12 protein-coding genes are annotated in these 14052 nt (G+C 71.6%); 3 read left to right on the top strand and 9 right to left on the bottom strand.

Annotated elements, in window-relative coordinates; translation table 11 throughout:
* Positions 1-26 precede the first annotated feature (26 nt).
* From ABZU72_RS01380 to ABZU72_RS01340, 9 genes are all read right to left on the bottom strand, one after another.
* A complete protein-coding gene (locus ABZU72_RS01380) occupies positions 27-1112 on the bottom strand; it encodes an MSMEG_0565 family glycosyltransferase (RefSeq protein ID WP_355017117.1) in 1086 nt (361 codons plus the stop codon).
* Positions 1109-1963 carry a carbon-nitrogen hydrolase family protein gene (locus tag ABZU72_RS01375; RefSeq protein WP_355017116.1) on the bottom strand — a complete coding sequence of 285 codons (855 nt, stop codon included), beginning with the start codon at positions 1961-1963 and terminating at the stop codon, positions 1109-1111. Before ABZU72_RS01375 ends, ABZU72_RS01380 begins: the two co-directional genes overlap by 4 nt.
* Before the next feature lie 42 nt (positions 1964-2005).
* A complete protein-coding gene (locus ABZU72_RS01370; protein ID WP_355017115.1) occupies positions 2006-3328 on the bottom strand; it encodes an MSMEG_0569 family flavin-dependent oxidoreductase in 1323 nt (440 codons plus the stop codon).
* Positions 3325-3642 (bottom strand): MSMEG_0570 family nitrogen starvation response protein, encoded by a 318-nt coding sequence (locus tag ABZU72_RS01365; RefSeq protein WP_355017114.1) that lies wholly within the window; start codon positions 3640-3642, stop codon positions 3325-3327. The genes ABZU72_RS01370 and ABZU72_RS01365 overlap by 4 nt, the downstream gene beginning before the upstream one ends.
* Positions 3635-4546, bottom strand: a complete 912-nt coding sequence (locus ABZU72_RS01360; protein WP_355017113.1) for a carbon-nitrogen hydrolase family protein — start codon at positions 4544-4546, stop codon at positions 3635-3637. The genes ABZU72_RS01365 and ABZU72_RS01360 overlap by 8 nt, the downstream gene beginning before the upstream one ends.
* Positions 4543-5961: an MSMEG_0567/sll0787 family protein gene (locus ABZU72_RS01355; RefSeq protein ID WP_355017112.1), complete on the bottom strand. Its 1419-nt coding sequence runs from the start codon at positions 5959-5961 to the stop codon at positions 4543-4545. Before ABZU72_RS01355 ends, ABZU72_RS01360 begins: the two co-directional genes overlap by 4 nt.
* Positions 5958-7037 (bottom strand): MSMEG_0568 family radical SAM protein, encoded by a 1080-nt coding sequence (locus tag ABZU72_RS01350; protein ID WP_355017111.1) that lies wholly within the window; start codon positions 7035-7037, stop codon positions 5958-5960. The genes ABZU72_RS01355 and ABZU72_RS01350 overlap by 4 nt, the downstream gene beginning before the upstream one ends.
* Before the next feature lie 10 nt (positions 7038-7047).
* Entirely contained in the window at positions 7048-7584 is a 537-nt protein-coding gene (locus ABZU72_RS01345) for an MSMEG_0572/Sll0783 family nitrogen starvation response protein (protein WP_201451036.1), read from the bottom strand.
* Positions 7585-7672: 88 nt separating this feature from the next.
* Complete coding sequence (locus ABZU72_RS01340) at positions 7673-8497, bottom strand: amidohydrolase family protein (RefSeq protein WP_355017110.1); 825 nt, start codon at positions 8495-8497, stop codon at positions 7673-7675.
* Between the two features lie 136 nt (positions 8498-8633).
* Between ABZU72_RS01340 and ABZU72_RS01335 the strand changes: the two genes are divergently transcribed.
* From ABZU72_RS01335 to ABZU72_RS01325, 3 genes are all read left to right on the top strand, one after another.
* Complete coding sequence (locus ABZU72_RS01335; RefSeq protein WP_355017109.1) at positions 8634-10409, top strand: SulP family inorganic anion transporter; 1776 nt, start codon at positions 8634-8636, stop codon at positions 10407-10409.
* Between the two features lie 81 nt (positions 10410-10490).
* Positions 10491-11132: a hypothetical protein gene (locus ABZU72_RS01330; RefSeq protein WP_355017108.1), complete on the top strand. Its 642-nt coding sequence runs from the start codon at positions 10491-10493 to the stop codon at positions 11130-11132.
* 242 nt (positions 11133-11374) lie between these two features.
* Positions 11375-14002: a LuxR C-terminal-related transcriptional regulator gene (locus ABZU72_RS01325; RefSeq protein ID WP_355017107.1), complete on the top strand. Its 2628-nt coding sequence runs from the start codon at positions 11375-11377 to the stop codon at positions 14000-14002.
* Positions 14003-14052 lie beyond the last annotated feature (50 nt).

Here is a 14052-nt window from a genome sequence, read left to right as displayed (position 1 = left end):
TGTCAACCCGGCAAGGCTCTGGAACCTCAGATGCGGCTGTAGAACTCGCGGTGGGCGTGGGCCGCGCGAGCCCAGGTGTAGCCGGCGGCGAGGTCCCGCCCGCCGGTCGGGTCCGGCCGCGTGTCCAGGATCTTGCCCAGCGCCAGGGAGATCTCCGCCGGCGTCGTGGCGTAGGCGACGGTCTCGCCGAAGACCTCGCGCAGCACGGGCAGGTCGCGGGCGACGACGGGTACGCCCGCGGCCAGGGCCTCCAGGGCCGCGAGCCCGAAACCCTCCTTGGTCGACACCATCGCGAGGGCGCCGGCCTCGGCGACCAGCGATGGGAGCTCGTCCTCCTCGAGCACTCCGGTGATGACGACGGGTACGTCCAGCTCGCGGGCCCGGGCGTCGAACGCCGCCCGGTAGTCGCGGTAGTCGAAGAGGGTCTCCCCGCCGCCGAAGACCAGCTTCAGGTCGGCCTGACTGGGATCGGAGGCGCGCAGCGCGGCGTACGCCTCGAGCAGGTCGAGCGATCCCTTGCGCGGCTCGATCCCACCGAGGGCGAGCACGTAGCGGCCGAACCGCTCTCGCCAGGCCTCGCGCCCGGCGGCGTCGCCGGCTCCGGCCGCGAACCGGGCGGCGTCGACGCCGTTGGGGATGACCGTGGGCGCGTACCCCCATCCGGCCGCGACCTCGTCCGCGACCGACTGCGAGACGCAGATCCGGGCGTACGCATCGACGACCGCCTTCTCGTGGCAGGCGGCGAGCTGCGGGGTGGTGAAGTGGTCGAGGTGGTGGATGGTGCGGATGCAGGGCAGGGCGGCGTTGGCGCTGATGCAGTCCTGGGCGTGCACGATGTCGTAGCGGTCACGCTGCTGCGCGAAGGCGGCTCGCAGCACGTCGATGGAACGTACGATCCGCTCCCCCACCGACTCATCGTCGCGGGCCTGGAACGGCACCGCGTGGACCGTGACTGCGGAGTCGACCGGCCGGAAGAACGCGGTGTCGCCGTGGCGGCCGAGGGTCCAGATATGGACGTCCTCACCGAGCGCCGCCAGTGCCTCGGCCAGCGCCAGCGTGTGCACGACCCCGCCGCGGGGCCGGGTGGAGTACGTCAGCAGCGCGATCCTCATCGCGAGGTCCCCGGGAACGTGTAGGCCGTCGGGGTCAGCTCCTTGAGGTGGTGGAGGACGCGCCGGGACCTGGCGATCTCCGCCTCGACGTCGATCTCCGCGACGGCCAGGCCGCCCTTGGAGGTCGTCCGGGCCAGGATCTCGCCACCGGGACCGACCACCTTGGCCTGTCCCAGGAACCGCAGCCCGCCCATGACGCCGGTCTGGTTGGACGAGACCCAGACGACCTGGTTCTCGGCGGCCCGGGCCTGGTCGTAGAGGTCGAAGAGCCGCGACTGGCGGTCCTGCGGGAGCCGCGAGGCGCGGTCGGTGACCGAGGCCGGCCAGGCCGAGAGGCAGGCGATCACCGAGGCTCCGTCGAGGGCGAGGGTGCGGGCCGCCTCCGGGAAGGTCTTGTCGTAGTCGATGAGCATCCCGAGCCGCCCGACCGGGGTGTCGAAGGCCGCGAACCCCTCCCCCGCCGCGTAGACCAGCGACTCGCCGGCCGGCTGGTGCACCTTGCGGTGCCGTCCGAGCACGCCGTCACCGCTGAGACAGACGGCGGAGTTGTAGAGCCGCGCCTGGCCGTCGACGACGACCTCCTCGGCGTAGCCGAGGCAGACCACCATCTCGCCGGCCATCGCGATCATCCGGCCGATCTCGAAGGAGTCCTCGCTCAGGGCCGGCGGCAACGCGTGCGGGTCGGGGTGGCGCAGGTCGGAGAGGTAGCCACCGAGGGTCGCGTCGGGCAGCACCAGCAGGCGTACGTCGTTGCGCCGGGCGTCCTCGACGATCCCCTCGAGCTTGGCGACCGCGCGCGGCAGATCGCGTCCGAAGTGGGCCGCGACCGCCCCGATGCGTACCTTCGACATGCTCCTCAACCTATCCGTCCTCGATCGTGGGTGGACGATGCCTCAGGCGACCGCCGCCGAGGTGTCCAGCGGGCCGGGTGAGCGGCGCCGGGCCAGCTCGGCGGCGGGCTCGATGGTCCGGAGGCTGTTGCCGGTGATGGTGCCGGCGATGTGCTCCGCGTCGGCGGCGATGCCGAGGTAGCGCCCCGAGCCCCAGGTGTGCAGCCAGGGCAGGCCGAGGAAGGAGAGCCCTGGGACGGCGGTGACGCCACGGGTGTGGGTCGGTCGTCCGGTGCCGTCGAAGACACCCACCCGGACCCACCGGTAGTCGGGCCGGTAGCCGATCGCCCAGATCACCGTCGAGACTCCCGCCGCGGCGAGGTCGAGGGCGGTCGGGTCCGACTCTGGCGCCCAGACCGGGCGATAGGGCTCCGCCGGTGGGACGTCGAGGTCGTGGGAGGCGATGTGGGCGTCGATGTCGCGGCAGATCGAGCGGTAGACGTCGTCGGCGGAGCCGAGCGCCTCCCGCAGCGTCGGCTCGATCACGAGGTCGGTGCCTGCCCCGGAGGCGAGCCGGCCGTAGAGCCGCATGCCCTCGGCCGCGAACTGACGCAGGTCGATGTCGCGTCCGCCGTCGCGGCCGGTGACGTAGTGGTTGGTCTTCTCCCGCGCGGCCGGGCCGCCCGGGTAGCTCGGGACCGGGGTGTCGTAGAGGCCCATCTCGGCCAGCCAGGTCATGCAGTCGCGGCCGCGGTGGAACCGCGCGACCCGTGGCGCGTCGCCGATCGCGAGATGCACCTGGCGTCCCTCCAGGTGCAGGTCTTCGGCGATCTGTGCCCCGGACTGGCCCGAGCCGACCACCAGCACCGCGCCCGGGCGAAGCCGCGAGGCGCTCTTGTAGTCGGCCGAGTGCAGCTGGTCGATGGCGGGGTCGAGCGCGGGCGCCCAGGCCGGGACGACCGGTACGTGGTAGCCGCCGGTGGCGACCACGACGTGCTCGACCTCCCAGGTCTCGGCGCCATCGGGGCCTTCGGCCTCGACCAGGAACCCGCCTCCCGCGCGTTGGGTCAGCGAGGTCACCCGGGTGTGCTCGCGCAGCGGCGGGCCGAAGGTCGGCGCGTAGCCGGCGAGCCAGGCCACCACCTCGTCGCGAGTCATGAAGCCGTCCGGGTCGGGGCCGGCGTATTCGTAGCCGGGCAGGCGGCAGTGCCAGTTGGGCGTCACGAGGGTGAAGTTGTCCCAGCGGGTGTCGGCCCACTCATGGCCGGCGGTGCCTGCCTCGAGGACGACATGGTCCACCCCGTCACGGACGAGGAACCAGCTTGCGGCCAGGCCGGCCTGCCCGCCGCCGACGATCGCGACGGTGGCGCGGTGGTGCGTGGTCATCGGGGCTCCTGCGGATTCGGGGTGGCGGGTAGGGGCGGATGCATGGCGAGGACGGTGACGCGCTGATCGGACGTGTACGCCGCTGCCGAGGCCCGCAGCTGGTCGGAGGTTGCCATCGCGCTGGTGCAGGCGAAGCCGAACTTCGCCCGCACCCGCTCCGAGGCGGTGGCCAGGGCGGTGAGGCTGCGGTCGAGGAAGTCCTCGACGGCGTACGTACGGCCGGTCACCAGATGGTCGTGCACCACCAGCGAGGGTGAGTAGCAGTCCTCGACCCTGCCGTCGGGCCAGCGCACGGTGAAGGTCATCTCAGGCATGACCCTCACCCACCGGGGAGAGCGGATCGGCGGTCGCCAGCGCGGAGGGGTATGCCTCGGGCCGGCGGTCACGGAGGTGGAACATCGCCCGGCGCGCCGTCGTCAGAGCGCTGGGCACGTCGAGCTCGGCCACGGCCATGCCGGCCTCGACGCCGGTGGTCGCCAGGATGTCGCCACCCGGGCCGACCACCTTCGCGTTGGCGACGAAGCGGAGCTTGCCGAAGGTCCCGTGCTGGTTGGAGGCCAGCCAGACCACCTGGTTCTCGAGCGCCCGGGCGGCGTCGAAGAGGTTGAACCGCTTCGTCCACCGGTCGTCCTCGATCGAGGCGCTGGTGGCGGTGCGTGAGGCCGGCCAGGCGGAGATGCAGGCGATGATCTCGGCGCCGTCGACGGCCAGCGCCCGCGCGCCCTCGGGGAACGCCTTGTCGTAGCAGATCATGGTGCCGATCCGGCCGGCCGGCGTGTCCACGCAGCCGAACCCGTCCCCGGCCGCGTAGTAGAGGTTCTCTCCGAGCGGCTGGTGCACCTTGCGGTGGGCGCCGAGCACGCCGTCGCCGGTGACGACGGCGGCGGTGTTGTAGCGGTCCGCACCGTCCGATTCGCACAGACCCACGACCACGGTCATGTCTCCGGCCAGCTCGGCGACGCGCCGGAGCTCGGGGCCGTCGATGTCCATGACGGGCGGGAGGTCCTCGGGCGTCTCGTCGTGGCTGCCGTCGCGGCCGGCGCCGAGCACGGAGAGGTAGCCGCCGAGGCAGGCTTCGGGGAGGGCGAGCAGACCGACGCCGGCCTGTCGGGCGTCCTCGATGAGGCCGCCGATCTGGGCGAGGTTCTGGTCCACGTCCCGGCCGAAGCCGGCGCAGACGGCGGCCACGGCGGTGCCGGGCTGAGTGCTGGTGGTCATGTCGCTGGTCCTAGTCCGGTGACGGTGTGGTCGATGGCATCGGTGACGGTGCCGTCCGGCCAGCGCAGGCCGACGCCTGTGCCGGGGACGAGCTCGCCGCAGACGGCGGAGGAGACGAAGCCAGGCAGCTCGGGTCGCACCTCGGTGCGGCCGGGCGCCTGCGCGGTGAGCATCGCGAAGCCCGGGAAGCAGGTGAGCCAGTCCGCGGTCGATGCGGTGCGCGGGGTGGGGACGGCGCCGACGTCGATGATCGCGCGGCAGCCGCTGGCCTCGGCCAGCATCCCGGCGGTGCCGACCGTTCCGGCCATGCTGACGTCCTTGGCCGCAGTCGGCGCCAGCGAGGGCACGACTCCGGACAGCGCCCGCAGCTCGGCCGAGGTGCGGTGCGAGGACGAGTCCCACTGACGGCCGCGGTAGCCGGGCCGCCATCCTCCGCCCAGGTCCGCGCTCAGCCTCAGGAGATCACCGGGCGCTCCCCCACCGCCCGGGACCGGCCGCTCGGTGCGTCCCAGAGCGGTCACCGAGAGCGCGGCCGGGACGCCGAGCTGGGTGTGCCCACCGAGGACCGGTACGCCCCACGCCCGCGCGGCCTCGGCCAGACCGCGCACGATCCGGCGGGCGAAGGAGGCGTCGCGGGCTCCGATGGCGTCGAGCAGACCGACCGGCGCCGCGCCCATCGCGGAGAGGTCGTTGACGTTGACGAGGACCGCGCACCACCCGGCCCACTCCGGGTCGCGCTCGACCATCGAGGGAAGGATCGCGTCGCAGGCCGCGACCAGGTCGCTGCCCGGGACCGGAGCCGCGTCGTCACCCCGGAATCCCGGAGTCGACTGCCCCACCAGGGCACCGACCAGATCGCCCAGCGGCGCCTTGGTGGCCTCTGACAGCTGCCGGATGCGTCGGACCGGCCACTCCATCACGACATGGGTCATGTCGTGGAGGTGGACCCGCTCGCGCGGGATCCAGCCGAGCCTGCGGAACAGCCCCTCGTTCCGGGACTGGACGGTGGCGTCGAAGCGGAGCGCACCGGCCTGCTCGGCGGCGGCGCAGGCCGCTCGGACCAGCGCCGCGCCGACACCGAGAAGCTGGCGTGCGTCCTGCTTGACCGCCAGCCGGCTCCCCCGCCACCAGCCCACATCGCGGCCATCCGGCTGCGCCGGGTGAAGGCGTACGCCGCCCAGGACCTCACCGTCGTCCGAGCGGGCGAGCAGGACGATCCGGCGTGGGTCGTCGTCGACGTCGTCGAGATCGGAGCCCGCGAAGAGACCCTGCTCGGTGACGAAGACCTCCCGGCGCAGCCGGAGGTACGCCTCCAGGTCCGCCGCGGTCTCGGCCCGGAACACGGTGTAGCCCTCGAGGCTCGGCGAGCGGCGTACGGCACCAGCGAGGATGACGTCGTCGAGGAGCTCGGTCATGCCGACTCCTCGCCACAGGCACCGAGTGCGGAGCAGGCGCCGCACGAGGCGCAACCGGCGGCCTGGTCAGCGCCGGCCATGCCGGCTCGGCGCAGGAGCGCGGCGACCCGGGAGGTCACCCGGTAGACGTCGGCGTGCGGCGGCGCCTCGACGCCGTCGACGTCCTTGGCGAGGGTCCCCCCCAGCGGGCGGTAGGGCACGACGAAGGGATAGACGCCCATCGCGATGAGCTCCTCGCAGCCGGCGACGAGCTCATCGGGATCCTCGCCGAGACCGACCAGGAGGTAGGTCGAGACCTGGTTCCAGCCGAACACCCGGACCGCCTCGGCCCAAGCTGCCCGGTATTCGCTCATCGGCACCGCGCCCTTGCCCGGCATCCAGCGAAGCCGGGCCGACTCGTCGAGCGACTCGACATGGATGCCGATCGAACGGGCACCGGCGTCGTACAGCTCCTGGATCGAGGCGAGGTCACCAGGCGGCTCGCACTGCACCTGGATCGGGAGGTCGGGCACGGCCTCGCGCACCGCGCGAACGCAGCGCGCCAGATGGGTCGCCCCACGGTCACGGCCCCGGGAGGTGCCGGTGGTCATCACCATCTGGGTCACCCCGTCGAGCTCGACCGCGGCCTTGGCCACCTCGGCGAGCTGGGCGGGCTGCTTGACCGCGATCGTCGAGCCCTGGCGCAGCGACTCCTCGATCGCGCAGAACCGGCAGCGCTCCTCCACGGCGTAGCGCGCACAGGTCTGCACGACGGTGGTGGCGAGCACGTTGGCCGAGTGCAGGCGAGCGATCTTGTCGTAGCCGACACCGTCGGCGGTCACCAGATCGTAGAAGCGGGGCCGGGCGACGGCTTCGACTCCGAGACCGGTGTCGGCTCCGTCGAGGAGCAGCTTGCCGCCGCGTACCGAATAGGGGCTTCGGGGGTTGAGCGGGATGGCCGCGCCGACCCCGTCCAGGAGGACGTGCCCGTCGTCGCTCGGCCCCGCGCCCGAGCGGCGGGCGACCGGGGCGTCGAGCAGGCGGATCCCCTGGATGGCGACGTCGACGCGGGTGCTGGACGAGATCGGCGAGGTCATGGCCGGACCCTCAGAGGTTGTAGGTCGAGTTGATGATGGCGCCCTTGCGGGCGTAGTGGATCAGCGCGTCCTGGACGTCGAGCGGGTGCGAGGGCACGACGCCCTCGATCAGGTCCTCCTCGCGCAGGCCGTGGAGTCCCATCCCGAAGCGGCAGCAGAAGACGGTGCCGCCCTCCTTGATGAACGTCTCGATCGCGCCGTTGGTGTTGAGCTCTCCGGGGAATCCGGCGTCGCCCATCGTCGGGAAGCCACGGGAGGCCATGCACGCCAGCGTCCCGGGACCGTAGAAGTAGATGGCTGACTCGAAGCCCTTGCGCAGTGCTCGAGTCGCCTGCAGGACGGCGACGAAGCTGACGGAGGACTCGTGCGGGATGCCGTGCACGAGGGTGAAGTACGTCTCCCCGTCCTCGGCCTGGTAGTCGGGGAAGATCTTGGTCGAGCCGTAGATGTTGGTGCCCGGCTGCTGCGAGGGGTGCGGGATCTCGCCGAGCGACTTGGCCATGTTCTCGGCGATCTGGGCGTCGATGTCAGCGGTGTCAGTGGTCACTGGGGTCTCCAAAGAGGTGGGATGGGCGATGCGGGGTGGGGGCGAGCTCGTCGTCCTTGACGAGTGGCCGGCAGTCGAGCTGCCGGTCTCAGCCGTAGAGGGCTGAGAAGTTGTGGTGGAAGAAGGCTTCGGCGAGCTCGCCGTCACCGGCCGCGGCGGTCAGCCGGGCATGCTCGCCGGCGAAGTCGCCCCAGGGCGCGTCGGTGGCGAAGAGGATGCGGTCGTGGCCGACGCCGCGGCGCTCGATCTCCTGGACCAGCCAGGCCGGCGCGAAGCCGATCGCCCAGCTGGTGTCGGTGTAGACCTGCATCCCGGCCTCGATCCAGTCGAAGAGCCGGCCACCGATGAGCTTCATGTGGCCGCTCATCCCGCCGCCGAGATGCACGAGATGAAGACGTACGTCCCGGGCATAGCGCTCCACGAGCGTGCCGATCTGGTCGACGTCGGAGGCGGCGCCGGGCGAGGTGTGCACGTGCACGGTCAGGTCGTGATCACGGGCTGCGGCGAAGACCTTGTCGAGCTGCTCGAGGCACTCCGGGTCGCTGGGATGGCCGCCGAGCAGGAAGCTCGTCTTGAGCGCGGCCACGCCTTCCTCGCCGGCGAGGGCGAGGGCCGCGTCGTTGCGGGCCGAGTCGGTGGCCTTGGGTGAGACCCACAGGCCGCACCGGATCCGGTCGTCGCTCTGGGCCGCCTCGATGGCCAGGGAGTTGAGGTCGAAGGCCGCGTCCGGGTCGGGCACGCCGTAGTTCGGCAGCACCAGCGCCCGCTCGATCCGATCGGCGTCGAGATCGGCGACCAGCTCCTTCACGGTGCCGCGCGCGGTGACGTCGGCGGTGATCGCCGGGCCTCCGTAGAACGGGTACGCCGGCAGCCGGCCGATGTGGCGGTGGGCGTCGTGGAGGGGCTTGGTCATGGCATCAAGCCTTCGGCCCTGCCGTTTCGGACTGGTTACGCCTGGAATACGAAGCCCGTTTCGGCTCGTAAGTTCGACGTAACGCGCCTCACCCGAGTCAGGTGAGGCGGCGCCGCGCCGGCGGCGATGCGATGGTGTGGTGCTGACCTGGCTGCGCGAGCGGATACATCTGCCTCGCCACCTCTTCGATCGGCGCACGGCCCGGCGCGATGCCGCTGCCGGCGCCGTGCTCGGCATCGAGTCGGTCCCGGACGGGCTCGCCAGCGGTCTCCTCGCCGGGGTGAACCCGGTCGCGGGGCTCTACGGCTACCTGTTCGGGCTCGCCGGCGGAGCGCTGTTCACCGGGACCGCCGCGATGGCGATCCAGGGCACCGGGGCGATGGCCATCATCGTCGCCGACGTCGACCTCGACGCCTACGACGACCCGGTGCGGGCGCTCGCCACCCTCTCGATCCTCACCGGCGTCGTCATGATCGTCGCCGGCGCGCTCCGCCTGGGCCGGCTGCTGCGGTTCGTGTCCAAGTCGGTGATGACGGGGTTCATCTCCGCGGTCGGGATCAGCATCGTGCTCGGCCAGCTCGACAACTTCACCGGCTACGACTCCCAGGGAAGCAACCGCGTCACCGCGGCACTGGACCTGCTCCTCCACCTTCGCGGGATCGACCTCGCGTCCCTGGTGGTCGGCCTGACCACCGTCGCCGGCATCCTCGTCCTGCAGCGCACCCGGCTGGGCGCCACCGGACTGGTGGTGGCCGTCGCCGCGGGTTCCGCGCTGGCTGCCCTCCTCAACGCGCTGGGCAGCGACACCGTGGCGCTGGTCGCCGACGTCGCCGAGGTACCCGGCTCGCTGCCTCTTCCGGTGTTCCCGGACCTGTCGGCCACGCTCGACCTCCTCCTGCCCGCCGCCGCGCTCGCCTTCGTCGGGCTGGTCCAGGGCGCCGGGGTCTCGGCGGGCTTCCCGAACCCGGACGGCACCACCCGTCCCTCGCGCGACTTCATCGGCCAGGGAGCGGGCAACATCGCTTCCGGCCTCTTCCGCGGTGTACCAGTGGGCGGGTCGATGTCGGCCACCTCGCTGGTCGTCGGCGCGGGCGCCCGGAACCGGTTCGCGCTGTTGGTCGCGGCCGCCGTCATGGCCGCCGTCATCGTCCTGTTCGCCAGTGTCGTCGAGCTCGTCGCGATGCCGGCGCTCGCCGGGCTGCTGATCGTGGTCGGTGTCAGCACCGTCAAGCCGGCCAAGCTGATCGCGGTCGGCAAGACCGGGCCGGTGCCGCTGACGGTGATGCTGACGACGCTGGTGCTCACCCTGCTGATGCCGTTGCAGTACGCCGTGCTCGTCGGGGTCGGACTGTCGGTGCTGCTCTTCGTGATCGGGCAGTCCTCACGCCTGGTGACGCGCCGGCTGGTCATGGGCGCGGACGACCGGGTCATCGAGACCAACCCTCCGGGGAGCCTCGGCGAACGCGAGGTCGTGGTGCTCCAGCCGTACGGGCCGATCTTCTTCGCCACCGCCAGCTCGCTGCGCTCGCAGATGCCGGACCTGACCCCGGCCTCACGCAGGTCCGTGGTGATCCTGCGGCTGCGTGGCGCGGACGACGCCGGCGCCACGCTGCTCGAGGTGCTGGGGACGTACGCCGCCGGGCTCGGCGACCTCGGCAGCAGGCTGGTGATCGTCACCGACAACGAGCGGCTGGTTCGCCAGCTGCAGACCGACGACACGCTCGGCTCGGCAGGCTCCGTGTACCAGGGCACCGCGGTGATCTGGGAGGCCACCCGGAAGGCCTACGAGGATGCCGTCACCTGGGTGGCGCAGGACGACGAGGAGTCCGGCGACCAGGAACGGCCGTCGGCCGGGCGTACCTACCGCGACCCGCACGAGGGCGACTGGCCACCTGACCAGATGGCCCTCTGAGACCGAGCTGTTCGCAAGAAACCGCTCGTTCACCCCTTTCCGGCGATCACCGACACCTCCCGGCGTATGCACCCTGGGGTTGTGACGACCACGGTGGCCCCTGAGCATTCGCGTACGGACTGGCGCGAGCTGATCGCGATCCTGCTGCTGTCCGTGACGGCGATCCTGACCGCCTGGACCGGCTTCCAGGCCAGCAAGTGGAGCGGCGCCATGTCGATCTCCTTCTCGCAGGCATCGACGAACCGGATCGAGGCGGCCCGGTTGGAGTCCACGGCCAACCGCAAGCTGTCGGTCCAGGTCGCCCTGTTCACGCAGTGGCTCGAGGCCTACCAGAGCGGCGACACCGAGCTCACCGAGTTCCTCCAGGCGCGGTTCCCGGAGCCGCTGGCAACGGTCTTCCCGGCATGGCTCGACACCCGGCCGCTCAAGGATCCCGACGCCCCCGCCACGCCGTTCGACATGGAGGACTACGTCATCCCCGAGTCCGTTCAGGCGAGCGAGGCGGACAAGACAGCCGACCGCAAGTTCCGCCAAGCGCTCCGCAACAACCAGCGCGGCGACAACTACACGGTCCTGACCATCGGCTTCGCCTCCGTGCTCTTCTTCGCAGCCCTTTCCGAGCGCATGCGTCGCCGTAACGCGCAGTGGGCGCTGCTCTGTCTCGGCGGCGTGGGTTTCGTGATCCTGGCGGTCATCCTGATGACGTTCCCCAAGATGATCTGACCCCGGTCACCTGAAATAGGTGATCCTTCGCCATTTTTTGCCGTTTACTTTGAGTAGCATCGCAAGATGACCGGACGGGTATTTCCGCTCATCTACGGCGCGGTGACGCTCATCAGCACTCTCCCCCCCCAAATCGAGCGCACGACGCCGACGTGGCATCTGAGCTCTGACTGAGGGGAGGGGTTGTGCAGCGCAGCAGGCCGGCGCCCGCTACAGACCCGACGACAGAAGGATCCGCACCGATGCCACGCCGTGAGGCGGCGACGGTGGTGATACCCACAACGAGGGACGGTGATGGCGCGGCCAGCGCCCCGTGGCCTCGCCTCCCGAGGGTCTACGTGCCACGCCGCGCGCTGTGGGCCGACCTCGACCGCTCCGCCGATGCCGCGATCACCCTGCTGATCGCGCCCGCCGGCGCGGGCAAGACCCTGGGCGTCGCCGGATGGCTGCGGCAACAGATCGGCGACGGACCTCCGCGCGCACAGCGCTGGGTGGACGCCGACGGCACGATGACTCCCGATCAGCTCTCCGGCATGATCGACGAAGCAGCGGAGGGCACGCCCCCTCGCATCGTCATCGACGACGCACACCTGCTTCGCGCGGCCACTCACCGAATGCTCAACGAGCGGCTCAACGACGATCCCGACTCCATGCGTCTGGTGATGATCAGCCGTTGGGACCTGCCCTTCACCAGGCTGGTGCCGGAGCTGCTGGGCAACTTCTCGGTCGTACGAGGCAATGTGTTGCAGCTGAGTGACGTCGAGGCCGAGGCGCTCATCGTCGAGCACGCCCGCACCGATTCCAGGCCCGTCATCGACGCTATCGTCCAACAGGCCCGCGGCTGGTGCGCCGCGGTCGTCCTCGCAGCCCGCTCGGTCCACGCAAGCCCTCCGGGCAGGGCGGGCGAGACCGCTTTCGAGGACGGAACCGTCGGTCTCGGAGACCGGGTGGCGAGCGAGGTGTTCGCGTCGCTGTCCGCACGCGCGAGGCACCTGCTGCTGTGCACATCTGCCGAGACGGTCGTGACCGCCAGGACCGCCGCCCATCTCTCCCAGGACCCGAGCGCCGGGGAGACACTGACCGATCTGGAGAACACCGGGCTGCTGGTGACCCGCGCGGTCCCGCTCGTCCCCGACGCCCACGGTGAGGAGGCCTACCGGATCCACCCACTGCTCGCCGAGGTCGTACGCCGCCGGCTGGTCGCCGGCGGGGTCGACGTCGCCCGGGCGCAGTCGACCGTGGTGCGTGCTGTCCGGATCGACCGCACGCGCGGTGAGGCGCGCGGCGCGCTGCGACGACTCGAAGCCGTCGGCGCCCACGAGGAGATGGCGGTCGTGCTCGCCGACGACGGCGTCAAGACGGCGATGCGCGGTGACGGCGACCGCCTCGGTCCCTTCGCACGCAACCTCGCGGAGCACGTCGAGACGACCCCGAGGGCATGGTTCGCACTCGCGATCGAGGCCTGGCTCGACGGCGACGTACCCGAGGCCGAGCACTGGCTCGACAGGTGCGTAGCTGAGTCGGCGGCGATGTCGGAGGAGGAGCTCGCCTGCATCGGACTGATGCGGGCGCGACTCGGCCTCGAGCCCCTCCGCGCCGCAGCCGACCGGGCCGCCGAGGTGGTCCGGGGGAGGCACAATGCCGGCGGCGAGGCCGACGTCCTGCCGCAGCTGCTCACCGAGCTCGGCATCACCCAGAGCTGGCTCGGTCAGCTGTTGGAGGCGGAGCAGAGCCTCACCTCCGCGATCGGGCTGGCCCGCACCTGGGACATGCCGGCGGTCGAGGCCGACGCCTCCAGCCATCTGGCGATGACCGAATACATGCTGGGTCGCGAGGCGGCCTGCGGAGAGATCGCCGACGAGGCCGCCACCCTGCTCGAGCGGGCCGACCGAGGCGGGCCGCACGGCGCCCGTAGCGACTTCACCCGCACCCGGACGGCGCTGGCCGCAGCCCTGGCGCGCACCGCACGGCTCCCCTGGCTCGAGCTGGCGCCCATCCCGGACGCGAAGCTCCATCCCGCGGACCTGTGCACCCGGTTCTGGATGAGACTCCGGGACGCACACCTCACCCTGTCCGACCACTCGGTCGTACGCGCCCGCCAGATCCTCGGCGAGCCGTTGGACCTGCCCGGGGCCTTCCGTCTTCCGGACCACCTGCAGGTCACCCTGCTGCTCAACCTTGCCGAGCTGGCCGCGCTGGCGACCGACCGGCGTTCGCTGAAGTCCGTGGAGGCCGAGCTCACCGAGCGCGGGATGAACGGCGAGGCGGCGCTGGCCAGGGCGCTGCGCGCCGACCTCGACGGAAACCGGCGTCTCGCCGCGGACCACTTCGACACGGCCGCCCAGCAGGCGACCTGGCCCCAGCCGATGACCCGCGCGGTCGCGCTCGTCGGGCGGGCGGAGCTGCTCCACGAGCTCGGGGACGTGGACGCGGCGGCCGAACATCTCCAGCAGGTGGCGATCGAGACCGAGGTGCGTCAGAACGCGATCCCGTTCCTCGGCTGGACCCGACAGGGGACGCCCGTGCAGACCATGCTGGGACGGTTCCCCGCGCTCCGGCCGCATCGTTGGGTCAGCAAGATCTCGGCGGGCATCGCGGACATGTCCAGCCTGACGACGTACTTCGACCAGGGCACGCCCCGTCCGACCGAGGCGGTCGACGAGGCGGCCGGGCCGCTCCCAGGTCTGAGCGCCCGGGAGCGGGACGTCCTTCGTGAGCTCGCTCGCGGATCGACGTACGCCGACATCAGCGCCGCTCTCTACGTCTCCGAGAACACGGTGAAGACCCACGTCAGCAGCCTCTACGCCAAGCTCGGCGCCTCACGGCGCAGCGAGGCACTGGCCGTGGCGCGGAGCCTGAACCTCATCTGACGATCTCCGCGCGGACCCGGCCGAGGCGAGAGCTCGCTCTCGGCCGGGTC

Origin of the sequence: Nocardioides sp. NPDC004968 (genome assembly GCF_040608935.1) — a bacterium.
In the GTDB taxonomy this organism is placed as follows: domain Bacteria; phylum Actinomycetota; class Actinomycetes; order Propionibacteriales; family Nocardioidaceae; genus Nocardioides.
The sequence above is the reverse complement of the archived record's forward strand: the minus strand, read 5'-3'. Positions and strand labels throughout refer to the sequence as shown.

Bases quoted from the DNA above. Each gene is read 5' to 3' on its own strand.
- ABZU72_RS01380 (WP_355017117.1), bottom strand. From the start codon at position 1,112: ATGAGGATCGCGCTGCTGACGTACTCCACCCGGCCCCGCGGCGGGGTC.
- ABZU72_RS01375 (WP_355017116.1), bottom strand. From the start codon at position 1,963: ATGTCGAAGGTACGCATCGGGGCGGTCGCGGCCCACTTCGGACGCGAT.
- ABZU72_RS01370 (WP_355017115.1), bottom strand. From the start codon at position 3,328: ATGACCACGCACCACCGCGCCACCGTCGCGATCGTCGGCGGCGGGCAG.
- ABZU72_RS01365 (WP_355017114.1), bottom strand. From the start codon at position 3,642: ATGCCTGAGATGACCTTCACCGTGCGCTGGCCCGACGGCAGGGTCGAG.
- ABZU72_RS01360 (WP_355017113.1), bottom strand. From the start codon at position 4,546: ATGACCACCAGCACTCAGCCCGGCACCGCCGTGGCCGCCGTCTGCGCC.
- ABZU72_RS01355 (WP_355017112.1), bottom strand. From the start codon at position 5,961: ATGACCGAGCTCCTCGACGACGTCATCCTCGCTGGTGCCGTACGCCGC.
- ABZU72_RS01350 (WP_355017111.1), bottom strand. From the start codon at position 7,037: ATGACCTCGCCGATCTCGTCCAGCACCCGCGTCGACGTCGCCATCCAG.
- ABZU72_RS01340 (WP_355017110.1), bottom strand. From the start codon at position 8,497: ATGACCAAGCCCCTCCACGACGCCCACCGCCACATCGGCCGGCTGCCG.
- ABZU72_RS01325 (WP_355017107.1), top strand. From the start codon at position 11,375: ATGCCACGCCGTGAGGCGGCGACGGTGGTGATACCCACAACGAGGGAC.